Consider the following 20,995-nt stretch of genomic DNA (forward strand, 5'->3'; position numbering starts at 1 on the left):
CCGGGCCGTCGTCGGCCGCGACTCGGGGCGCGGCCGGTGGGGGTGTCGAGGACCGTTGGTGACGATGCCACGTGGGGGCGGCTCCGTCGGGCACGGCGGGGGATGTGACATGTACCATGGCACACATCACATGCCTCTGGGAACCCGGCGCGTTGTGCACGATTTGCGGGGAACGGAGGCGGGAGCCGTGATGACGGGCCGTCGAAAGACCGGCCCGGGCCTTTACCCGAGGCCCCTCATCCGCAACGACGGGAAGGGCATGGCGACGCGTCGTCACCATGCCCTTCCCGCTTGCGAAGCAGCCGCTTGCGGCGCGGCTGCCCGCGGCGGCTACTTGCGCAGCAGCAGGATCACGCCCGCCGTCACCAGGCCGACCACGACGGCGGCCGCACCGTACGCCAGGCGGTGCGCCCGCAGCACCGGCAGGAAGCGGTCCACGGCGTAGCGGCCGGGGCCGGTCAGGGCGAGCGCGGCGGCACCGGCGGTCAGCAGCAGCTCGTACTCACTGCCCTTCGGGGCGAAGAAGCCGCCGCCCCAGGTGACGGCGATCGCGTTGACCATCGTGCCGACGATCGCGGCGCCGGCCAGCGGGGTCAGCAGGCCGACGGCGAGGGCGAGGCCGCCCAGCGTCTCGGTGAGGCCGGCCACCACGGCCATGGCGTTGCCGGCCGGGTAGCCGCTCATGGTGAAGAACTGACCGGTGCCGTCGATCCCGCCGCCGCCGAACCAGCCGAACAGCTTCTGGCTGCCGTGCGCGGCCATGGTCAGGCCGAGGACGAGGCGCAGGAGCAGGAGTCCGGCGTCGTAGGCGTGCGGGGAGGTCGTCGCGGGCCCGGCGCTGCCCCGGGCCGGGCTGACGGTGGTGGCGGCGGTCGTGCTCGGGCTGCTGCTCGGCATGCGCGTCTCCATCGATCGGGGTTCGGTCGTCGTCCGGCGCGGCCGGACGTGGTCAGGTCGTGGTGCGCGGCGGGCGGGCGGGGTCGCCACCCCGCGCCATTGTTCAAATTTGAACCGCCGCTCTTCCGACCGTACCCCGAAGTTCGAATTTGAACAACTGACGGGGCGTCGACAACTCGCGATGCCCGTCCGGGCCGGAGAGGGTGGAGGCATGGCTCACCACAGGCAACACCGACGGGAGGCACGGGCGGGCACCCCGTACGCCGAGGCGCTGGACGCCTTCGGCGAGCGCGTCCGGCTCATCACCCCCGGCCAGTGGGACTCCCCCACGCCGTGCAGCGACTGGTCCGTCCGCGACCTGGTCAACCACCTCACCGGCGAGCAGCTCTGGGTGCCCGAACTGCTGATGGGCGCCACCATCGGCGAGGTCGGCGGGCGCTTCGACGGCGACGTGCTCGGCGACGACCCGGTCACCGCCTGGACCGAGGCCGCCGAGGCCGCCCGGGAGGCGTGGGCCGTCCCCGGCGCCACCGAGCTGACCGTCCACCTCTCCTACGGGGACGTCTCCGGCCAGTACTACCTGGACCAGCTCACCACCGACCTGGTGGTCCACACCTGGGACCTCGCCGAGGGCATCGGACGGCGCACCCGCCTGCCCGCCGGGCTCGTCGAGTTCGCGCTCGGCGAGTTCAGCGGGTACGGGGACCTCTCCGGCAGCGGGCTCTTCGACCCACCGGTGCCGGTGCCCGACGACGCCGCCCCGCAGACCCGGCTGCTCGCCCTCACCGGGCGGCGGGACGGCGGGTGAGCGGGGGCGGGCCGGGCCCGGGGTGAACGGGGGCCGGCCCGGGCACGTCGGGGCGCGACTCCGGGTGTGCCGGGGACGCTACTCCGGGTGAGCGGCCCGGCGCCGGATACTGGAAGGCAGGGGGAAGTCTTCCGTGCGAGAGGCGGCGGGCCATGAGCCGCAGGCCTGACATCCTCGGCGAGTTCACCGCCGACCACCGGGCGGCCACCGAGCTGCTGGACCGGATCGAGGCCGCACCGGCCGACGACCCCGGGCGCGGCGAGCTGCTCTCCCGGCTGACCGACCTGCTGTTCGCCCACTGCGCCGCCGAGGAGGAGCACCTCTTCCCGGTGGTGCAGCACGACGTGCCCGACGGCGGGGCCCTGGTGTACCGCAGCATCCACGACCACCTGGCGATCGGGCAGTACCTCGCCGACCTCCAGGGGCTCGGACCGGCCGACCCGGTCTTCGACACCCTGCTGCGCGGCCTCGCCGAAACCCTGCGACAGCACCTGCGCGGCGAGGAGGAGCGGCTCTTCCCGGCCGCGCGCAAGGCCCTGCCCGCGGCCGCCCGCACCGCGCTGGGCGACCGGCTGCGGGCGGAACGGGCGGAGCTGGAGGCACCCGAGGGGCCGGCCGGTCCTTCGGGCTGATCGATCCTTTCGGCTGATCAGTGGCCGATCATCGGCCGGCGGTGGCCGATCAGTGGCCAATCACTGGCCGATCACTGGCCGATCACTGGCCGATCAGCCCTTCGGGCCGATCACCGCGAACCGGGCGCCGTCGCGGTCCCGCAGCCGAGCCACCCGGCCGTAAGGGGAGTCGAAGGCCGGGCCGATCGCCCCGCCGCCCAGCTCCACGGCCCGGGCCAGCGCCCGGTCGGTGTCCGGGACGGCGAAGGACACCTCCCAGTGCGGCGGCGTCCCGGCCGGGCCGCCCGACTGCTCCTTGGCCAGCGCGGCCACGCTGTGCCCCTCGGCGCGCAGCACCACCCGGTCGTGCTCCCAGCGGACGTCGAAGCGCTCCGGGTCGCGGCCGTCCCAGCGGAACACCTCGCCGTAGAACAGCGCCGCCGCGAACGGGTCCGGGGTGCGCAGCTCGATCCAGACCGGCGCCCCGGGCAGGTCCAGCCGCCGGGCCCGGCCCGGCGGGCCCTCCCAGATGCCGAACGCCGCGCCCGCCGGGTCCGCCGCGAAGGCCACCCGCCCGGCGTCGAAGGCCAGCGGGCCGACCGCCAGCGTCGCGCCGCGCTCGCGCACCGCGTCGGCGGCGGCGTCGGCGCTCTCCGTCCCGAAGTAGCTGGTCCACGCGCGCGGGATCGCCCCGACGCCGGCGACGCCCAGCCCGGCCACCGCCTCCCCGCCGGTCACCGCGTGCACGTACGGACCGAAGCGGTCCGCCACGGGCTCGAACTCCCAGCCGAGCAGCGGCCCGTAGAACTCCTCGGCGTCCTCCAGGTCCCGGGCCATCAGGCTCACCCAGCACGGTACGGCCGCCACACAGCGCACCCTCGCGGCCGTCTCACCGCTGCTCATCGCGAACCTCCTCGCCCACCCGGCCGCCGGGCCCCTCCCGACTCCCACGGCCCACCGGCCGCCCGGGACACCCACACCCTAGGCCGCCACCCGCACCGCCCCGGGAAGCCATGCCCGGGATCAGCGCACCCGCTTCTCGAGGGGCCCGGTGTCCGGGGAGATCTCACCGCTGCGGCCCGGCCGCAACAGCCGCACTCTCGTCGACGTGACGCAGGTCACATCGGCGCGGGAAATTCCGGGGACAGATTCCCCGTTTCCGAGTACGTTGGCAGAAGCGGGGAGAATTTCCCCGGTATCCTGAGGAGCAGTCGTCGTGACCACCACCGCCGAGTCGGGCCGTCCCGCCGGGAGCGCGCGTACGCCGAAGTTGCGTGCGGACGCGAGCCGGAACCGGGAGCGGATCGTGCTGGCGGCCCGGGACGCGTTCGTCGAGCACGGTGCGGACGCGCCGCTGGACGAGATCGCGAAGCGGGCGGGGGTCGGCAACGCCACGCTGTACCGGAACTTCCCGGACCGGATGGCGCTGATCCACGAGGTGGCGGTGCTCGTCAAGAACCGCATCCTGGCCCTCGCCGAGGCGGCGACGGTGGAGGCGGACGCTCCTGACGGCGGCGGCCCGTTCGACGCCCTCCAGCGGTTCGTGCACGCGTCCGTCGGAGAGAAGGTCGGCGGCCTCTGCACCCTGTTCAGCACCCATGTCGACCCGTTCGGCCCGGAGTTGACCGAGATCCGGGAGCGTCTGCAGGCCGCCGTGGGCGGGCTGATGGAGCGCGCCCGGGCCACGGGCGAGCTGCGGGCGGACGTCGATCACGGTGACCTGTTCATCGCGATGAGCCAGCTGACCCGGCCGCTGCCGAACACCTCCTGCCGACTGCTCGACGACTTCGTCCACCGGCACCTGCAGATCTTCCTGGACGGCCTGCGCGCTCCGGCGCCTTCGACCCTGCCCGGCAGGGCCGCGACCTTCGAGGACTTCCAGCCCCAGAACTGACCGAGTACCAGCACCGACCGCCCGTACCGACCACGCAGTACCGACGACGTAGGACCGACCGCCCGGCGGCGCCCTGCCGCGCCCCGGCGCGCCCTGACACCGCACCTTCCGTACGGCGACCTGCCGTGTCCCCGTACGGCGCTCGACCGTTCACGCACACCACACGCACCGTGAAGTGAGTACCCCCATGCCTCAAACCGACGCCCGACCGGCGACGCTGCCCGATCCCCGGCGCTGGAAGGCGCTGATATTCATCGGCCTCGCCCAGCTGATGGTCGTCCTCGACGCGACCATCGTGAACATCGCCCTGCCGTCCGCACAGCAGGACCTGGGCATCTCCGACGGCAACCGCCAGTGGGTGATCACCGCCTACGCGCTGGCCTTCGGCGGCCTGCTGCTGTTCGGCGGCCGGATCGCGGACCTGTGGGGCCGCAAGCGGACCTTCATCGTCGGCCTGACCGGCTTCGCCCTCGCCTCCGCGCTCGGCGGCGCCGCGGCCAACACCGCGATGCTGCTCGGCGCCCGCGCCCTGCAGGGCGTGTTCGGCGCGCTGCTCGCGCCGGCCGCGCTGTCGCTGCTCGCGGTGACCTTCACCGAGGCCAGGGAGCGCGCCAAGGCCTTCGGCATCTACGGCGCGATCGCCGGTGGCGGTGGCGCGATCGGTCTGATCCTCGGCGGCCTGCTCACCGAGTACATGAACTGGCGCTGGACCTTCTTCGTCAACATCCCGTTCGCCATCGTGGCCGCCGTCGGCGCCGTCATGGTGATCCGCGAGCCCGCCGAGGGCCGCAACCGCAACAGGCTGGACGTCCCCGGCGTGCTGCTGGTGACCGCCGGCCTGGTCTCGCTGGTCTACGCCTTCACCCGCGCCGAGGCCGACGGCTGGTCGTCCGCCAGCACCGTGGGGCTGTTCGTCGCGGCCGCCGTACTGCTGACTGCCTTCGTGCTAGTGGAGCGCCGGGTCAAGGCCCCGCTGCTGCCGCTGCGCGTGGTGCTCGACCGCAACCGCGGCGGGGTGTACCTGTCGCTGGGCATGGCAGTGATCGGCATGTTCGGTCTGTTCCTCTTCCTGACCTACTACCTGCAGATCGTGCTGGGCTACAGCCCGGTGCTGACCGGCGTGGCCTTCCTGCCGATGGTGGCGGGCATGATCACCGGCTCGACCCAGATCGGCGCCCGGCTGATGACCAGGGTCCCGGCCCGCTACCTGATGGCGCCCGGCTTCCTGACCGCCTCGGTCGGCATGTTCCTGCTGGCCCACATCGGCGTGGACACCTCCTACCCGGCGCTGATCCTGCCCGGCCTGGTCCTGATGGGCCTCGGCATGGGTACCGCGTTCATGCCGGCCATGAGCCTCGCCACGCACGGCGTCCAGCCGCGCGACGCGGGAGTGGCCTCGGCGATGGTCAACACCTCGCAGCAGGTCGGCGGCGCCATCGGCACCGCGCTGCTGAACACCATCGCGGCCAGCGCGACCACCGGCTGGCTCGCCTCGCACGCCACCGCGGCGGCCACCTCGCCGGAGGCCGCCAAGGCGTTCCAGTTCCAGGGCATGGTGCACGGCTTCTCGACCGCGATCTGGGTGTCCTTCGGGATCCTGGTGGCGGCCGCCGCGGTCGCCTTCACCTTCGTCAACGCCGGCCGGCCGGGTGCCGCGGCGGGCCCGGGCACGGGCGCGGCGAAGGAGAACGAGGTGCCGGTGCTGGTGCACTGACGCCCAGGGGTTGCTCGGGTGCGTACGCGGCCCGTCCGGTGTCCTCCACGACACCGGGCGGGCCGCTCGCCGTTCCCGGGCCCGCACGCCCGGCTCACGGCGCACGAACAGCCCTGCCCCCTCGTACTGTCCGCCGCGGTCGACGAGAATGGAGTGGCCCGCCCGGCGGGCATGCTCACCCGCACCCGGACCCGGCACTCGCGCGGGTTCCACGGCGTTCCACGGCGTTCCGCGGCGAGAGCGGCCGGATCCCCGAGCCGACCGCCGAGGAGTTCCGCGAGACCGCCGAGGGCCACCAGCTCCGACCCGCACCCCCCGACGGCACAGGGAGGACAGGTGCACCACCGAACCGACGGGCTCGCCGACAGCAGGTACCTCCTGCTCACCACCTTCGACGAGGACGGCGGCCGCATGGACTCGCAGCTCTGGGTGGTGCCGGACGGCACGGCCCTCGGGGTCTGGGCCCCGGCCCACTCCGGCGAGGCCGAACGGATCCGCCGCCATCCCCGGGTACTGATCGGCCCCTGCGACGCCCACGGGCGCCCCACCGGCCGCCAGGTCCCGGCCCGGGCACGGCTCTGCGACGCCGACGACACCGCCCGCTACCGCATCTCGCTGATCAACAAGTACGGCCTGACGGCGCTGCTCGTGCTGGCCCGCAGCCGGTTCCGGGTGGGACTGGCGGGGACGGTCGGGATCCGGATCACGCCGAGCGAACTGGAACAGCGGCTGGTCGGCCCGGAGTGGCGGCCGCCCGCCGGCTACTGCGCCAACTGACGGGGCATCAGTTCGCTTCGGGCACCCGGACGCCCGGGCTCCGGGAGCGGCGGCCGATCGACCACCGATCGACCACCGTCCGACTGCCATCCGACCGTCGTCCGACCGCGTCGGACGTCAGGACAGCGGGTGGGTCGGGACCGGACTGACGTCCTGGATCTCGCCGTGGGCCTTGGTGAGCAGCTGCGAGGCGAGCTCGTTGAGCGCGCGGGCCCCCGCGATCTCCTCGCCGACCCTCAGCTGTTCCGGGTCGGAGGGATGGCGGCTGCTGTAGCCGTGGGCGCGTAGTTCGGTCCCGTCGCCGAGCCGCAGCAGCGCCGCGGCGCTGGTCCGCGGCCCCTCTTCGCGGAACTCCATCTCGATGTGCCAACCGACCAGAGTCTGCATGGCGGATCACCTCCATCGGTTACTCCTCCAGGGTGCGCCGCACCCACCGTGAACACCAGGCCAGCGGATCCGGACGTCACCGGGTCGGACCCGGGGGCGGGTTGAACGCGTTCAATTCATCCGCGTAGAGTCAGCGACGCAAGCCATTTGAACGCGTTCAAGGGGGGTGTCCACGATGGGGACAGGCACCACGGAACTGGTCGACCTGCTGATCCTGCTCGGCATGGGCGCCGTCGTCCCACTCGGCATGGCCCTGGTCGGCGAGCCCGGGCTCGCCCGGGTCCGCCGGCTATGGCCGATCGCGGCAGTACCCGGCGCGCTCTCGCTCTGGCTGCCCCGCGGCGCCCTGGCCACCGGCAGTGCCGTGCTCTACGCGCTCGGCACCCTGGCGATCGCCCTCCATGCGCCGCTGCGGCTGGCCCGCACCCGTTCGCTCGCGCCCGCCGAGGTCGCGGTGCTCACCGCACTCGCCGCGCCCTCGGTGGCCGGGGTCGCCCTGGTCGCCGAGCGCTCCGGCTACCCGCTGTTCGGCTTCGAGCCGCACATCCTGGCGCTCACCGTCCCGCACTTCCACTACGCCGGGTTCACCGCCGCCCTGGTCGCCGGACTCGTCTGCCGCGCCGCCCGCCCGGACTCCGCCGCGGCCCGCTGCGCGGCGCTCAGCGTCCCGGCGGGCACCCTCCTGGTGCTGGCCGGGTACTTCCTCGGCAACTGGTGGCAGTTCGCCGGGGCCGTCGTGCTCACCACCGGCATGTGGCTGGTCGGCCTGGTCACCTGGCGGGAACTGCGCCCCCGCAGCGGCGACCGGGCCACCGCCCGGCTGCTCGCCGTCTCCTCGGCCGTCCTCGCGCTCACCATGGTGCTCGCCCTGTGGTGGGCCCTCGGCCGGGCCGCCGGACTCCCCCACCCCACCCTGACCTGGATGGCCGCCACCCACGGCGTCGGCAACGCGCTCGGCTTCGCGCTCTGCGCCCTGCTCGCCTGGCGCCGGATCGCGGCCGACCGTACTGGCGCCGACCGGATCGCCACCACCCCGACCAAGGCCCCGGAGGCCGCCCGATGAACGACTACAGCTACCCCGAGCAGGGCGCCAGCCGCACCGGCGAACTGCCCCCCGGCTACCACCACCTGCGGCACAGCGCGCTCATCGGCCACGGCCGCCCCGCCCTGGCGGCCGCCGGAGCCGCCCTGCTCGAATGGCGGATGCACCGGCTCGCGGGCGTCCGCGTCGACGCGGCGGCCGACCGCGCCGCCCCGGGCGTCGCCGTACGCTGCGCCATCGGCCTCGGCCCGCTGCGGGCCGGCGCCCCCAACCGGGTGCTGGCCGTGGTCGACGGCCCGGACCGGTACGGCTTCACCTACGGCACCAGGACCGGGCACCTGGCGTGCGGCGAGGAGACCTTCCTCGTCGAGCTGGCCCCGGACGGCGACGTCCGGTTCTCCGTCACCGCCTTCAGCCGACCCGTCGCCTGGTACGCCCGGCTGGCCGGCCCGCTCCTCCCCCTCGCCCAACGCGCCTTCGCCCGCCACTGCGGACGCGTCCTGGCCCGGATCGCCGCCGACGCGAGGTGAGTGGCGGAGTCGGTCGGTCGGGCGGCGGATCCCCGCCGACACCGTCAGGTGGTCGATCGCCCGATACACCCGGCTCGCCGACCCAGGCGGCGAGGGTCCGTTCCCCGGCCACCGCCGCCCGCCGGGCACGCCTGGCGTGCCCGGCGCACCGTCGCCCTCCACTGCGAACGGGCCCTGCCCTGGATCACGGCAGAACCGGTCGAACAACGCAGGCCAGTCGAGCGAGCCCGGCGGTGGTCGCGGACCGGTCCGCGGCCACCGCCTTCAGCTTGCCGCTCATCTGGCACGCCCGACGCGCCGACCGGCCTCCAGCGCCCGGGCACCTTCACCCGCCACTACGGACAAGCACCGGCCCGCACCACGGCATACGGGCTGGCCGTGCAGCAGCGACTCGGTCCGGCCCCACAGGTCGTCCGGCACCGACCACGGCGGTCTCTTCCCCGCGCCTCCTGGGCACCAGGCAGTTCCGTCAGCTCCTCCTGGTCCGACTGCGAACCTGTACCGGCTCGCACACAGGCCGATCGGCCGAAGGCCAGCGGGAAACGGGGACCGGCGCTCCGGTGCCGGCTCCGGCCGACCGGTCTCCTGGGAGGGCCCGCTGCTCCGCCCGCCCAGCGCGCCTTCGTCCGGCTGCGGGTCTGTACCGACCCGCACGCAGGCCGGCTGGTCGGGGTGGGGGCTGTTCGGGATGATCGGCGGATGATATCGATGCGACCGGTCCTGGAGGTCTCCTCTCCCGGCGGCTTCACGCTCTGGCCGACGGGCCGCCACGAGCCGTACGGAAGCCTCACGCTGGACGGGCGGCTGGCGCCGGACGACGTGGGCACGGCGGTGTGGTGGCTGGCCGAGCACAACGACGTCGAGGCCGAGGAGCGCGAGCCCCGGCCGGCGGATCCGCCGGGGGCCTTCCTGCACGGGCTGCTCTCCGAGTCGCACCCGTACGCGCCCGGCGGGCTGGTGGTGACGGACTCCACCACGGGTGCCGTCTTCGAGCCGGGCTGTTGCAGCGGCTTGGAGGACTGGCGCGACTGGCTGAACGTCACGGACGGCTCCGGGACCGCCTGGTTCGGCCACGACCCCGACGCCCGGGCCGAGTGCGTCGCCCGGGTCGTCCGGCTGAGCCAGGACGCCGAGGGCGGCGGAGGCCCGGTGATCGAGCTGCCGGTGGACGAACTGCGCCGACTGCTCGCCGGTGCCGAGCGGGACCTGCGCGACTTCCTCGCGCTCGCGGCGGAGTGGGCCGAGCGGCAGGTGCCCGGGTACGCCGCCGCCGTCACCGCCGCGCTCGCCCGCGCCCTGGACCTGGAGCCGCCGTCGTGACGCTCGCCGGACGCGGCCTGGCAGCACGACCCGTTCCTGCACCCGCCGTTGCGGCTGCCCGAGTACGTCCGGCGGCAGAACGCGCTGTTGGACGGCGTCGACCTGCCGGGCTGCCCGGCCTGCGGGGAGCAGGGGCCGCCGGTGCGGCTCCCGACCGGCCACGGCAGCGGCCACGCCGAGCTGTGCCGCTGCTGTGCCCGGGTGCCGGCGCCCTGCGGCTGCGGGCGGTGGCACGGGTTCGAGCCTGCGCTGCGGGTCGGCTGGCGCCGGACCTGGCGGCGGGAGCACATGACCGCCACCGGCGAGCCGAGCCCGCACTGGCCCGGTGTCCGGGGGACGGCCCGGGTGGAGCGGTTGGAGTCGTACGCGGTCCGCCGGGAGTCAGGCGGGGTGGGTCGGGATCGCGACCAGTAGCGCGCCGCCGTCCTGGACCCGGACCTCGAAGTGGTCGATGTCCCCGGGCTGGAGCGCCGTGCCGCCGGTGGTGCGCACGGTGCCGTCCCCGCCTCCGTTCCCGTTCGCGTAGCCGCCCGCCGGGACGGACCAGGTGGTAACGGTCTGCTGCTCGCCGGTGCGCGAGACGGCGACCAGCCGACAGGTCAACGGGCCCTGGACGCCGCCGAGTTGCAGGCTGATCCGGCTGCCCCAGGTGGCGCCGTCCACCCCGACGGTCGCGTGCGCGCCGGTGCCCGGGTCGGTGGCGCTGAACTGCTGGGCGGCCGCGACCACGGCGGGCGTCCGCTCGGCGGTGATCACGGCGGCGGTGACGGCGGGGCCGGCCGCCACCATCACGGTCGCGGCCAGGGCCAGCACCAGCCGCCGCACCCGGCCCCGCCGCCGGGTGGCGCCGACCTCGGCGACCAGCCGTTCCAGCAACTGCGGGTCCGGTTGCGGGGCGGGGTCGGCCGGGTCGGTCCCGGCCGCCCGCGCGGTGGCCGCGTACTCGGCCAACAGCGGCTCCATCGGGCCGAGTCGGGACACCTGATCGACGCACTGCGGGCAGTCGGCGAGGTGCCGTTCGAAGGCGGCGCGCTCGGCGGGCTCCAGCAGGCCGAGGACGTACGCACCGGCGTCGACGTGCTCCGGGCCGGGGACGTGGCGAGGTGCGCCGGCGGCGTCGCCAGGCCGGACGGCGCCGCCGGGCAGGCCGTCGGGCAGCCGGTCGGGGGCGGGGTCGGGGTCGGGGTGCCTGGTCACGATGTCACTCCCCGTTCCTCCAGCGCGAGCCTGAGCGAGCGCAGCGCGTAGAACACCCGCGAGCGCACCGTCCCGGCCGGGATGCCGAGTTCGGCGGCCGCCTCGTTGGCCGTGCGGCCCTTCAGGTAGGTCTCGACGATGATCTCCCGGTGGGCGGGCGAGAGGTCGTCGAGCGCGTCCGCGACGGTCATCATCCGCAGCGCCCGGTCGGTCTCGTCCTCGGCGGGCAACTGCTCCAGCGCCGACGCGTCCACCTCGCGCGGCCGGGCCAGAGCGCTGCGGTGGCCGTCGATCACGATCCGCCGCGCGACCGTGACCAGCCAGGGCCGCAGCGAGCCGCCCTCCGGGTCGAGCCGGTGGATGTTGCGCCAGGCGCGGACCAGCGTCTCCTGCACGACGTCCTCGGCCCGCTGCCGGTCCCCGGCGACCAGGTGGAGCACGAAGCCGAACAGCGGACCGGCGTGCTCCCGGTACAGGGCGCGCATCAGGTCCTCGTCCGGCGCCCCCGCGCCGTGGCCGCCGGAGCGGCCGGAGCGGCCGACGGGGTGCTCCTCGGTCACCACATCATCGTCGCGCACCCGGGCCTCCTGGTCGAGGGCGGTCGGAACCGGTCAGTAGCCCGGGGCACCGGGCATCGGGGTACCGGGTGCAGGGGTGCCGGGCATCGGGTTGCCGGGGTTCGTCGGGCTCGGCGTGGAGCCACCCGGGGCGCCCGGGGCGCCCGCCCTGCCGCCGCTCGGGGTCAGCGCGAACCAGGTGCCGCCGACGCCCTGGCCCTTGGTGTCGCCGGGCTTGGCGTCCGGCGAGTAGCGGTAGGCCGGCCAGCCGTTGAGGGTGACCTGCCTGGTGCCGTCGGCGCGGGTGACGGTGCCGACCAGCTTGCTGTCGATGCCCTTCACCGTGACGTCGCCGTCGGCGTGCTCGGGCGGCCAGACGACGGCGCAGCTCCCGTTGCAGGAGGACTCCGGCGGGCTGTTCCGGTCCTGGTCGAAGCGGTAGAGCGTGAAGCCGGCGCTGTCGGTGACGATCGTGCCCAGCTTCGGGTCCTGGGCGGTCTGCATCGTGACGCCCGCCGGGGCGCTCGGCCTGCCCGACGATCCCGAGGAGCCGCCGGACGATCCGCAGCCGGCGATCAGGGCGGCCGCCGCGATGCCGGACGCGGCCAGCACGACGGTCCGGCGGGTACGGAGTGTGCTGCGCATGGGGTGCCTCCCGCGCGGGGGAATGGGTCGGGACGGACCGGACACCCTCCGGTACGGGCGGCGGCCGTCGGCTGCTCAATCCCGGACGCCGGGATTCCCGGCGCACCTCGCCCGGAATACCCCGTCGACCGGGGCCGTTGTGGCGGGCACCAGGCCCGAACCGGCCCGGACCGCCACCGCCGGAAGGGAAGGAAGCGCGAGATGAGCAGCACGGTCGAGCTGACCAAGGAGAACTTCGACGAGATCGTCCCGGGCCCGGAGGGCAAGGACTTCGTCTTCATCGACTTCTGGGCCGGGTGGTGCGGGCCGTGCCGCCAGTTCGCCCCGGTGTACGAGAAGGCGGCCGAGCGCCACTCGGACCTGGTCTTCGCCAAGGTGGACACCGAGGCGCAGCAGGAGCTGGCCGCCGCGTTCGACATCCAGTCGATCCCGACGCTGGCGATCATCCGTGAGGGCGTGCTCGTCTTCTCGCAGCCCGGAGCGCTGCCGGAGGCGGTGTTCGAGGACCTGATCGGCCAGGCCCGCGGCCTGGACATGGCCGAGGTGAAGCGCAAGGTCGCCGAGGAGCAGGCGGCCGGCGGCCAGGCCTGATCCGGACGTCCGAGGGCCCGGGGAGCGTCGTCTCCCCGGGCCCTCGCCGTGCCGGGCCCACCCATGCCAGGACGTGCCTGCGCCCGGGCTCCGGATTGTCAGTCGGGTTCGGCGCCCCAGGCAGCGAGCCGGGCCGCGAGCGCCCGTACCTCGGCGCGCAGGGCTGCGGGCTCCCGGACGGTGAACGGCCACCCCAGCCCGGCCAGCAGCACCGCGACGCCGTCCAGGTTCTGCGCCCGGGCCCGCAGCAGCACCCGGCCCCCGGCGAGTTCGGTGAGCGTCCCGACGGCGGGCGGCAGCCGGCGGCGGGCCTCGGCGAGGGTGGCCTCCAGCTCCACCTCGACCCGGTGCCGCCAGGGCACCCCCGCCAGTGACTCCACCACCCGCTGGACCGGGTCGAAGTCCTCGGGCGGCTCGAATCCGGCCTCGCCCTGCTCGACCCGGGTGATCCGGTCCAGCCGGAAGGTGCGCGGCTCGCCGCTGCGGTGGTCGAGCCCCGTGGTGTACCAGCGCCCGGAGTGGAAGACCAGCCCGTACGGGTCGAACTCGCGCTCGCTGGGCCGGTCCTCGCGGTCCCGGTAGGAGAGCCGCACCCGGCGCCGCCGACGGGCCGCCTCGGCCAGGGTGAACAGCGCGGCGGCGGCCGGGCCGGGGCCGGCGGCGGGGAGGGCGGTGAGGCCGAGGGTCTGTTCGACGGCGGAGACGCGTTCGCGCAGCGGCGGCGGCAGGACCCGCTGGATCTTGGCGAGGGCGGTCTCGGTGGCCCCCTCCCCCACCGACAGGCCGGAGCTGCGGCCGGCCAGCAGGCCGAGCACCACGGAGGCGGCCTCGTCCGGGTTGAGCATCAGCGGCGGCAGCCGGTAGCCGGGCCGCAGCCGGTAGCCCCCGTAGCGGCCGCGGTCGGCCTGGACGGGGATGCCGAGTTCGGCCAGCCGGGCGGCGTAGCGGCGGACGGTGCGCTCGTCCACGTCCAGCCGGGCGGCCAGTTCGGGACCGGTCAGGCCGGGGCGGTCCTGGAGCAGTTCCAGCAGGGCGAGGACACGGCTGACCGGGTGCTCCACCGTGCGCTCCTTCCCGTCTCCGCGCCGCCCGTCGGCGCGACTCGCCGCGCCACTCTCCGTGCCGCTTCCTGCCGTCCTTCCGGACGCCCGACGGCGACGCGGGGGAAATCCGGGCGACTTCTGTCCGGATCCGATCCTAGAGTCGGCGGTGGAGGAGGTCCCACCGCGGCGAAGCCCTCGCCGGCCCTTCGAGGCCTGCCGCGACTCGACCGGCTCGCCCCGGGCCCGTCCCGGCTCGCCCTGGCTCATCGAGGCCTCCCCGACATCCCCACCGACGAATGGAGTGATCCGCCATGAGCACGTTCGTACTGGTCCCCGGGTTCTGGATCGGCGCCTGGGCCTGGGACGAGGTGGCCGAAGCGCTGCGCGCTGACGGCCACCGGGTGTACGCCGTCAGCCTGCCCGGGGTGGCCGAACGCGCGGGCGAGGAAGGCGAGTTCGGGCTGGAGGACCACATCGCCGACCTCGCCGGGCTGCTGGTCCGGGAGGACCTGTCGGACGTCGTCGTGGTCGCGCACAGCGGCGCCTGCGCCCCGGTGGGCGGGCTGGCGGACCGGATGCCGGAGCGGATCCGCCGGGTGGTCTACCTGGACAGCGGCCCGCTGATCGACGGCTCCGCGGTCTTCGACCTCTGGCAGCCCGACTACCAGCGGGCGGCCGAGGCCTCGGTGGTCGACGGCCGTCTGCCGATGCCGTCCTGGGAGTTCCTGTCGGAGCACGGCGCGAGCGTGGCGGGGCTGGACGAGGCCACCCTCGCGCGCGTCCGCTCCCGCGCCACCCCGCACCCGGCCGGGGCGTACCGGGACCGGCTGCGGCTGACCGGCGCCGGGGCGGCGCTGCCGCAGGCGCTGGTCTCCTGCTCCTTCCCGCTGTCCCAGGTGCGCGAGCTGATCGCCGCCGGACACCCGTACTTCGCCGGGATGTCCGGGCCGAACTGGGAGCTGCGCGAACTGCCCACCGGGCACTGGCCGATGTTCTCCCGCCCGGCCGACACGGCGGCGGTGCTGGCGGAGCTCGCCGCGCTCTGAGCCCGCCGGTCCGTCCGGTGGCGCGTCCGTCGCTCCGGCCGCCGGCCCCGGCCGACACCGGGCCCCGGGTCTGTCCCGTCCGCGTCCGGAGGTGTTCCGACGGCGCCCTCGGCGTGTCCGTCCGTCGCGCGACCGCGCCCGGACCGGCAGGATGGGGCCCACGCCGTACCCGAGCGAGGAGCGAGCACCCGTGCGCGAGCAGCCCAGCCGTACCGAACCACCGGACACCGGACCGGAGTTCCGGCCGGACGGCGGTCCGAACGGTCCGAGCCGGGCCGGCCGACCGGGCACCTCGCCCGGCTCCCGCACCGCGGTCACCCCACGGCCGCGCCACGAGCGGGGGAAGTGGCCGCGGCAGGCCGCCCGGTTCAGGCTCGGGTACGGGACCGACGGCGGCCGCGGCGGCCGCTCCCGGAGGGCCGCCCCGACGGGCGGCCCGGCCGGGGACCGGCACGTCCGGCCGCACGACGACCGCGAGCGCACACCCGCCACCCCCGCCCCGCGGGCCGGGGTGGCCATCGAGACGACGGAGGACCGGGCATGACCAGCACCGCCGAGGAGTACGACGTCATCGTCCTGGGGGCCGGCCCGACCGGCGAGAACGTGGCCGACCGGACGGTCGCCGCCGGGCTGCGCACCGTGATCGTGGAGGCCGAGCTGGTCGGCGGCGAGTGCTCCTACTGGGCCTGCATGCCCAGCAAGGCACTGCTGCGGCCGGTGGCCGCGCTGGCCGACGCCCGGGCGGTGGCCGGCTCCCGGGAGGCGGTCGGCGACCGGCGGCTGGACCCGGCCGCGGTGCTCGCCCGGCGGAACTCCTTCGCCTCCGACTGGCAGGACGACGGCCAGGTGCAGTGGCTGCGGGACACCGGCATCGAGCTGGTCCGCGGCCACGGCCGGCTGGCCGGGGTGCGGACGGTGACGGTGGAGGCCGAGGACGGCAGCGAGCGGGTCCTCACCGCCCGGCACGCCGTCGCGGTGTGTACCGGCAGCCGCCCGGTGCTGCCCGCGCACGTACCGGGGCTCGCCGAGGCCCACCCGTGGACCAACCGGGAGGCGACCGGCTCGCCGTCCGTCCCCGGGCGGCTGGCGGTGGTCGGCGGCGGCGTGGTCGGGGTGGAGATGGCCGCCGCCTGGCGGGCGCTCGGCTCCGAGGTGGTGCTGCTGGTGCGCGGTGACGGGCTGCTGCCGCGGATGGAGCCGTTCGCGGGCGAGCTGGTCGCGGAGGGCCTGCGGGCGGCCGGAGTGGACCTCCGCTTCGGCACCGAGGTCACCGCGCTGGAGCGGGCGGACGGCTCCGGGCCGGTGACCCTCACCCTCGGCGGCGGCGGGACGCTGACCGTCGACGAGGTGCTGTACGCGACCGGCCGGGCCCCGCGCACCGCCGACATCGGGCTGGAGCAGGTCGGCCTGAAGCCGGGCGACTGGCTGGAGGTGGACGACAGCTGCACGGTGCTCGGCGTGGACGGGGCGGACGGCGAGGGCGGCGAGTGGCTCTACGCCGCCGGGGACGTCAACCACCGGGCGCTGCTCACCCACCAGGGCAAGTACCAGGCCCGGATCACCGGCGCCGCGATCGCCGCCCGCGCCCAGGGGCGCCCGCTGGACACCTCGCGCTGGGGCGCGCACGCCGCGTCCGCCGACCTCGCGGGCGCGCCCCAGGTGGTGTTCACCCAGCCCGAGGTCGCCGCCGTCGGTCTGACCCGGGCCGCCGCCGAGGAGGCCGGACTGCGGGTGAAGACCGTCGACCACGAGATCGGCTCCGTCGCCGGGGCCTCGCTCTACGGCGACGACTACCGCGGCCGGGCCCGGGTGGTCTTCGACCTGGACCGGCAGCTGATCGTCGGCGCCTGCCTGGTCGGCCCCGGGGTGGCCGAGCTGCTGCACTCGGCGACCGTCGCGGTGGTCGGCGAGGTCCCGATCGACCGCCTCTGGCACGCGGTGCCCGCGTACCCGACGATCAGCGAGGTCTGGCTGCGGCTGCTGGAGGACTGCCGAGGATAGCCCCGAACGGACGGCCCCTCGAACGGATGTCGCCCTCCCGGGTGACCGGCGCGGCGAGCTGTGGTCACCGGTGGACGGCGGGACACTGGCAGTCGGGGGGCGTCCCGGGGGGCCGTACTCGTGACCAGGTGGTGTGTGGCATGACCGAGGTGTTGTTGGCGGTCGGAACCGAGAAGGGCCTCTTCCTCGGCCGCAGCCGCGACCGGCTGACGTGGGAGTTCAGCGGGCCGCACTTCCCGATGAACGCGATCTACTCCGTCTCCGTCGACCGCCGCGACGGCCGGACCAGAATTCTGGTCGGCGCCGACAGCAGCCACTGGGGGCCCTCGGTCTGGCGTTCCGACGACCTCGGCGAGAGCTGGTTCGAGCCGCCGCAGCCGGCCATCCGCTTCCCCGAGTCCACCGGCGCCTCGCTGACCCGGGTCTGGCAGCTCCAGCCCGCCGGCGCGGAGGCCCCCGGCGTCGTCTACGCGGGCACCGAGCCGGCCGCGCTGTTCCGCTCCACCGACGGCGGCGAGACCTTCGCGCTGGTCGAGCCGCTCTGGAACCACCCCCAGCGGCCGCAGTGGGGCGCCGGCTACGGCGGCCAGGGCCTGCACACCATCCTGACCGACCCGCGCGACCCGCAGCGGCTGCTGATCGCCGTCTCCAGCGGCGGCGTCTACCGCAGCAAGGACGGCGGCGACAGCTGGCAGCCCTCCAACACCGGCCTGCGCGCCGAGTTCTTCCCGGAGGAGAGCCAGTACCCCGAGTTCGGCCAGTGCGTGCACAAGATCGCCCCCGACCCGGTCCACCCGGACCGGCTCTACCTCCAGAACCACGGCGGCGTCTACCGCAGCGACGACTGGGGCGGCAGCTGGCGCTCGATCGCGGACGGGCTGCCCGCCGAGTTCGGCTTCGCCGTGGCCGCCCACCCCCGCCGGGCCGACACCGCCTACCTCTTCCCGCTCGGCGGCTCGGACGACCGCATCCCGCCCGGCCGCCGCTGCCGGGTCTTCCGCACCACCGACGGCGGCACCAGCTGGCAGCAGCTCGCCCAGGGCCTGCCCGGCGAGGACCACTACGGCATCGTGCTGCGCGACGCCCTGCGCACCGACGACGCCGACCCGGCCGGGATCTACTTCGGCAACCGGACCGGCGACGTGTACGGCAGCCGGGACGAGGGCGAGAGCTGGTCGCTGCTGATCTCCCACCTGCCGGACGTGCTCTGCGTCCGGGCCGCGGTGGTGGCCTGACCCGGAGCGCGCGCCCGAGCCCGGCGGTTGACCTCGGCGACCCGACGCCGGTGAGCCCGCGCCGGGGCCCCGCGCCGGTGCCCCATGCCGTGAACCCCGCGCCGGCGGCCTGGAATAACCCGTTGCCGAACGGCAGGACCTCGGTGAGCATGGGCCGCCGACGAACGACCGCGGGATCCGACCGCGAGATTGTGGGGTGGGCCATGGCCGAGGACTGGGTGGTCAGGCAGGGTGCCGACGGCGAGCCGGTGCTGCGCTACCTGCTGGGCGAGCGGGAGGGGCGGCCCTGGGCCGACCTGCTGGAGGTCCTGGACGAGTCGGTGGACGCCGCCGCGTTCATCCGGGCCGAGCTGCCCGGCTGGGTGGTCTCCGGCCCTCCCGGGCTCGGGCGGGAGCTGGTGGCGCAGGGCGCGCGGGTGCTGCGGCACGCCCACACCTTCCGCCGCGACCTGCGCGCCGATCCCCCGCCCGCCGACTGGGCAGGGGCGCCGCTGCGCGAGGGCCTGCGGGCGGTGCCCTGCGACCGCGCGCCCGAGGAGCTGTACGAGGCCTGGCGGGCCGCCTTCCCCGCCGACCACGTCGACCACTACCCGGGCGAGGACGCCAAGGCGCTGGCCGAACGGCTCGCCCCTCTGCTCGAGGGCAAGGTCATCGGCCCGGTGCTGCCGTCCAGCGTGCTCGCCGTGGACGCGGAGGACCGCGTGGTCGCCGGGCTGATCCTCACCGACCGCGACGGCCGGCCCTGGGTCGCCGACGTCTTCCGCCACCCGGAGCGCGGCTACCGCGGCCTCGGCGCCGACCTGCTGCGCCGGACGCTCGGGGACGCCGCCGAGCGCGGGCTCGCCGCCGTGACCCTGGTGGTCTCCGAGGGCAACCCGGCCCGCCGGGTCTACGAGGCGCTGGACTTCGTGCTCCAGGAGACCTCGCTGACGGTCGTCGTGCCCGCCGCCGGCTAACCGGGACCGCCGGCCCTCACCCGCGCCCCGGTGCCGGCTCGGGCGGGGGTGCGGGCCCGCGGGCGGGCGGCCACGGCCGGACCGCCCCCGCGGAGGGCCGGTCGGGGTGGCCGGGGACTCGGCAAACAGGCTGGTCGGAGGGGCTGTGTAGGCTCAACGGTCATGGCGAGGGTGACGCGGGACGATGTGGCGCGGGCGGCGGGGACGTCCACGGCGGTCGTGAGTTATGTGATCAACGACGGGCCGCGGCCGGTGGCGCCGGCGACCCGGGCGCGGGTGCTCGCGGCGGTCGAGGAGCTCGGCTACCGGCCGAACCGGGTCGCCCAGGCGATGGCCCGGCGGCGGACCGACCTGCTCGGGATGGTCGTGCCGGACGCCCGTCAGCCGTTCTTCGCCGGGCTCGCGCACGCCGTCGAGCAGGCCGCCGCCGAGCACGGCCGGCTGCTGCTGATCGGCAACTCCGACTACGCCGACGAGCGCGAGGCGCACTACATCCGCGCCTTCCTCGGGATGCAGGTGGACGGACTGATCCTGGTCACCCAGGACCCGGCGACCCCCGGGCTGACCGGCTTCGACGTGGCCGACGGCACCCCGGTGGTGCTGCTCCACCACCGGGCGGAGAGCACCGACGGCGTCGCCGTGGTCGCGGACGACGAGGGCGGCGCCCGCGAGGTGGTCCGCCACCTGCTCGGGCACGGGCACGCCGAGGTGCACTGCTTCGGCGGCACCCGCGCGCTCAGCCCGCACGACCCGGTCACCGGGCGGACGGCCGGCTGGGTCGCCGCGCTGGAGGAGGCCGGGCTGCCCACCGAGGGACGGCTCACCCCGGCACCGTTCGACCGGGTCCGGGCGCACGCCGAGGCGCTCGCCCTGCTCGCCCGGCCCGACCGGCCGTCCGCCGTGTTCTGCGCGACGGACGACCAGGCGATCGGCCTGCTGCGGGCCGCCGACGACCTGGGCATCCGGGTGCCGGAGGACCTCGCGGTGGCCGGCTTCGACGACATCGCCGAGGCGGTGATCGCGGGGCCCGCGCTGACCACCGTCACCACGGCGCAGGACGAGATGGCGCGCGCCGCGCTGGAGCTCGTCCTCGGCGGGCCCGAGCGCCGCGCCCGGGGCGCCCGCACCTTCCCGGCCCAGCTGGTGGTCCGGCGCTCCTGCGGCTGCCCGCCGGCGGAGGCGCGGGCCTGACGCCGGCGCCGACCGCCGGGGCCGGTACCTCAGCCCTCGAGCAGTTCGTCCGCGAGCAGGTCCATCAGCACGTTGTCGTGCCAGGTGCCGTCCGGCCCGCGCTCGTACTGGCGCATGGTGCCGACGGTGCGGAAGCCGACCTTGGTGTAGCAGCGGATCGCGGCGAGGTTGTCCGCGGCCGGGTCGATCACCAGCCGGTGGTAGTGGTGGTCGTGCACCAGGTGACGGGCCATCGTGCGCACGGCGTCGGTGCCCAGACCCAGGCCGTGCACCGTCGGGTCGAGGTAGAGGTCCATCCCGGCGTGCCGGTACTCGTCGTCGTTGTTGGCGTACCACTGGATGGCGCCGACCACCTGGCCGCCGAGGTCGATCGCGAAGGTCTCGGTACCGGGCGATTCCAGGTCGTTGGCGACCTCGCCGGCCAGGTCGTCGCCGCCGCGCCAGCGGGCGAACACCTCGGGCGTGCCGCGGATGGCCGCCAGTGCCGGGATGTCCTCGCCGGTGGCCGGGCGGAGCGTGACCAAGGTGCCGTGCAGAATCGTCCCCATATGGG

General features: G+C 75.3%; 24 protein-coding genes. 16 read left to right on the top strand and 8 right to left on the bottom strand.

Going from position 1 to position 20,995, the window contains the following annotated elements; all coding sequences use genetic code 11:
* Positions 1-330: 330 nt before the first annotated feature.
* Positions 331-897: a DoxX family protein gene (locus ACZ7RU_RS30865; RefSeq protein WP_470344259.1), complete on the bottom strand. Its 567-nt coding sequence runs from the start codon at positions 895-897 to the stop codon at positions 331-333.
* 211 nt (positions 898-1,108) lie between these two features.
* Here ACZ7RU_RS30865 and ACZ7RU_RS30870 point away from each other — a divergent pair, with 211 nt between their 5' ends.
* On the top strand, positions 1,109-1,705 hold the full coding sequence (locus ACZ7RU_RS30870) for a TIGR03086 family metal-binding protein (RefSeq protein ID WP_470344260.1): 597 nt from the start codon (positions 1,109-1,111) through the stop codon (positions 1,703-1,705).
* A gap of 152 nt (positions 1,706-1,857) precedes the next feature.
* Positions 1,858-2,337: a hemerythrin domain-containing protein gene (locus ACZ7RU_RS30875; RefSeq protein ID WP_470344261.1), complete on the top strand. Its 480-nt coding sequence runs from the start codon at positions 1,858-1,860 to the stop codon at positions 2,335-2,337.
* Between the two features lie 93 nt (positions 2,338-2,430).
* Here ACZ7RU_RS30875 and ACZ7RU_RS30880 read toward each other — a convergent pair whose 3' ends face one another.
* Positions 2,431-3,219 (bottom strand): VOC family protein, encoded by a 789-nt coding sequence (locus tag ACZ7RU_RS30880; RefSeq protein ID WP_470344262.1) that lies wholly within the window; start codon positions 3,217-3,219, stop codon positions 2,431-2,433.
* Between the two features lie 313 nt (positions 3,220-3,532).
* Here ACZ7RU_RS30880 and ACZ7RU_RS30885 point away from each other — a divergent pair, with 313 nt between their 5' ends.
* The 3 genes from ACZ7RU_RS30885 (at position 3,533) to ACZ7RU_RS30895 (ending at position 6,701) form a co-directional block, all read left to right on the top strand.
* Positions 3,533-4,210 carry a TetR/AcrR family transcriptional regulator gene (locus tag ACZ7RU_RS30885; protein WP_470344263.1) on the top strand — a complete coding sequence of 226 codons (678 nt, stop codon included), beginning with the start codon at positions 3,533-3,535 and terminating at the stop codon, positions 4,208-4,210.
* Positions 4,211-4,397: 187 nt separating this feature from the next.
* Positions 4,398-5,924 carry an MFS transporter gene (locus tag ACZ7RU_RS30890; protein WP_470344264.1) on the top strand — a complete coding sequence of 509 codons (1,527 nt, stop codon included), beginning with the start codon at positions 4,398-4,400 and terminating at the stop codon, positions 5,922-5,924.
* 336 nt (positions 5,925-6,260) lie between these two features.
* On the top strand, positions 6,261-6,701 hold the full coding sequence (locus ACZ7RU_RS30895; RefSeq protein WP_470344265.1) for a PPOX class F420-dependent oxidoreductase: 441 nt from the start codon (positions 6,261-6,263) through the stop codon (positions 6,699-6,701).
* 117 nt (positions 6,702-6,818) lie between these two features.
* Here the strand turns inward: ACZ7RU_RS30895 and ACZ7RU_RS30900 are convergent, their stop codons facing one another.
* A complete protein-coding gene (locus ACZ7RU_RS30900) occupies positions 6,819-7,088 on the bottom strand; it encodes a DUF1876 domain-containing protein (RefSeq protein WP_470344266.1) in 270 nt (89 codons plus the stop codon).
* A gap of 175 nt (positions 7,089-7,263) precedes the next feature.
* Here ACZ7RU_RS30900 and ACZ7RU_RS30905 point away from each other — a divergent pair, with 175 nt between their 5' ends.
* The 4 genes from ACZ7RU_RS30905 (at position 7,264) to ACZ7RU_RS30920 (ending at position 10,394) form a co-directional block, all read left to right on the top strand.
* Positions 7,264-8,151, top strand: coding sequence for a YndJ family protein (locus tag ACZ7RU_RS30905; RefSeq protein WP_470344267.1), 888 nt, complete (start codon positions 7,264-7,266; stop codon positions 8,149-8,151).
* On the top strand, positions 8,148-8,660 hold the full coding sequence (locus ACZ7RU_RS30910; RefSeq protein WP_470344268.1) for a DUF1990 family protein: 513 nt from the start codon (positions 8,148-8,150) through the stop codon (positions 8,658-8,660). Before ACZ7RU_RS30905 ends, ACZ7RU_RS30910 begins: the two co-directional genes overlap by 4 nt.
* Positions 8,661-9,359: 699 nt before the next feature.
* Complete coding sequence (locus ACZ7RU_RS30915) at positions 9,360-9,980, top strand: hypothetical protein (protein WP_470344269.1); 621 nt, start codon at positions 9,360-9,362, stop codon at positions 9,978-9,980.
* Positions 9,981-10,028: 48 nt separating this feature from the next.
* Positions 10,029-10,394 carry a hypothetical protein gene (locus ACZ7RU_RS30920; RefSeq protein WP_470344270.1) on the top strand — a complete coding sequence of 122 codons (366 nt, stop codon included), beginning with the start codon at positions 10,029-10,031 and terminating at the stop codon, positions 10,392-10,394.
* Here ACZ7RU_RS30920 and ACZ7RU_RS30925 read toward each other — a convergent pair.
* Genes ACZ7RU_RS30925 through ACZ7RU_RS30935 form a run of 3 tightly spaced genes read right to left on the bottom strand, consistent with a single transcriptional unit; the run spans position 10,362 to position 12,379 of the window.
* Positions 10,362-11,177, bottom strand: coding sequence for a zf-HC2 domain-containing protein (locus ACZ7RU_RS30925; protein WP_470344271.1), 816 nt, complete (start codon positions 11,175-11,177; stop codon positions 10,362-10,364). The genes ACZ7RU_RS30920 and ACZ7RU_RS30925 overlap by 33 nt on opposite strands.
* Positions 11,174-11,737, bottom strand: coding sequence for a sigma-70 family RNA polymerase sigma factor (locus tag ACZ7RU_RS30930; protein ID WP_470344400.1), 564 nt, complete (start codon positions 11,735-11,737; stop codon positions 11,174-11,176). The genes ACZ7RU_RS30925 and ACZ7RU_RS30930 overlap by 4 nt, the downstream gene beginning before the upstream one ends.
* A gap of 51 nt (positions 11,738-11,788) precedes the next feature.
* Complete coding sequence (locus ACZ7RU_RS30935) at positions 11,789-12,379, bottom strand: hypothetical protein (RefSeq protein ID WP_470344272.1); 591 nt, start codon at positions 12,377-12,379, stop codon at positions 11,789-11,791.
* Between the two features lie 201 nt (positions 12,380-12,580).
* Here ACZ7RU_RS30935 and ACZ7RU_RS30940 point away from each other — a divergent pair, with 201 nt between their 5' ends.
* Positions 12,581-12,970: a thioredoxin family protein gene (locus ACZ7RU_RS30940; protein WP_387758269.1), complete on the top strand. Its 390-nt coding sequence runs from the start codon at positions 12,581-12,583 to the stop codon at positions 12,968-12,970.
* 98 nt (positions 12,971-13,068) lie between these two features.
* On the opposite strand, the gene ACZ7RU_RS30945 is transcribed toward ACZ7RU_RS30940, so the two are convergent.
* Positions 13,069-14,031 carry a helix-turn-helix transcriptional regulator gene (locus ACZ7RU_RS30945; RefSeq protein ID WP_470344273.1) on the bottom strand — a complete coding sequence of 321 codons (963 nt, stop codon included), beginning with the start codon at positions 14,029-14,031 and terminating at the stop codon, positions 13,069-13,071.
* A 293-nt stretch (positions 14,032-14,324) separates the two neighbouring features.
* On the opposite strand from ACZ7RU_RS30945, the gene ACZ7RU_RS30950 reads away from it, so the two are divergent.
* The 6 genes from ACZ7RU_RS30950 to ACZ7RU_RS30975 all read left to right on the top strand — a co-directional run bounded on the left by ACZ7RU_RS30950 (position 14,325) and on the right by ACZ7RU_RS30975 (position 20,442).
* Complete coding sequence (locus ACZ7RU_RS30950) at positions 14,325-15,059, top strand: alpha/beta hydrolase (RefSeq protein WP_470344274.1); 735 nt, start codon at positions 14,325-14,327, stop codon at positions 15,057-15,059.
* 190 nt (positions 15,060-15,249) lie between these two features.
* Positions 15,250-15,603, top strand: coding sequence for a hypothetical protein (locus ACZ7RU_RS30955; protein WP_470344275.1), 354 nt, complete (start codon positions 15,250-15,252; stop codon positions 15,601-15,603).
* Positions 15,600-17,060: a dihydrolipoyl dehydrogenase family protein gene (locus tag ACZ7RU_RS30960; protein ID WP_470344276.1), complete on the top strand. Its 1,461-nt coding sequence runs from the start codon at positions 15,600-15,602 to the stop codon at positions 17,058-17,060. The genes ACZ7RU_RS30955 and ACZ7RU_RS30960 overlap by 4 nt, the downstream gene beginning before the upstream one ends.
* A gap of 140 nt (positions 17,061-17,200) precedes the next feature.
* Positions 17,201-18,295: a WD40/YVTN/BNR-like repeat-containing protein gene (locus ACZ7RU_RS30965; protein WP_470344277.1), complete on the top strand. Its 1,095-nt coding sequence runs from the start codon at positions 17,201-17,203 to the stop codon at positions 18,293-18,295.
* 203 nt (positions 18,296-18,498) lie between these two features.
* Positions 18,499-19,251 (top strand): GNAT family N-acetyltransferase, encoded by a 753-nt coding sequence (locus ACZ7RU_RS30970; RefSeq protein ID WP_470344278.1) that lies wholly within the window; start codon positions 18,499-18,501, stop codon positions 19,249-19,251.
* Between the two features lie 162 nt (positions 19,252-19,413).
* Positions 19,414-20,442 carry a LacI family DNA-binding transcriptional regulator gene (locus ACZ7RU_RS30975; protein WP_470344279.1) on the top strand — a complete coding sequence of 343 codons (1,029 nt, stop codon included), beginning with the start codon at positions 19,414-19,416 and terminating at the stop codon, positions 20,440-20,442.
* 29 nt (positions 20,443-20,471) lie between these two features.
* Here the strand turns inward: ACZ7RU_RS30975 and ACZ7RU_RS30980 are convergent, their stop codons facing one another.
* A complete protein-coding gene (locus ACZ7RU_RS30980; protein ID WP_387758255.1) occupies positions 20,472-20,990 on the bottom strand; it encodes a GNAT family N-acetyltransferase in 519 nt (172 codons plus the stop codon).
* Positions 20,991-20,995: the final 5 nt, after the last annotated feature.

This window comes from Kitasatospora sp. NPDC114501 (assembly GCF_055633695.1).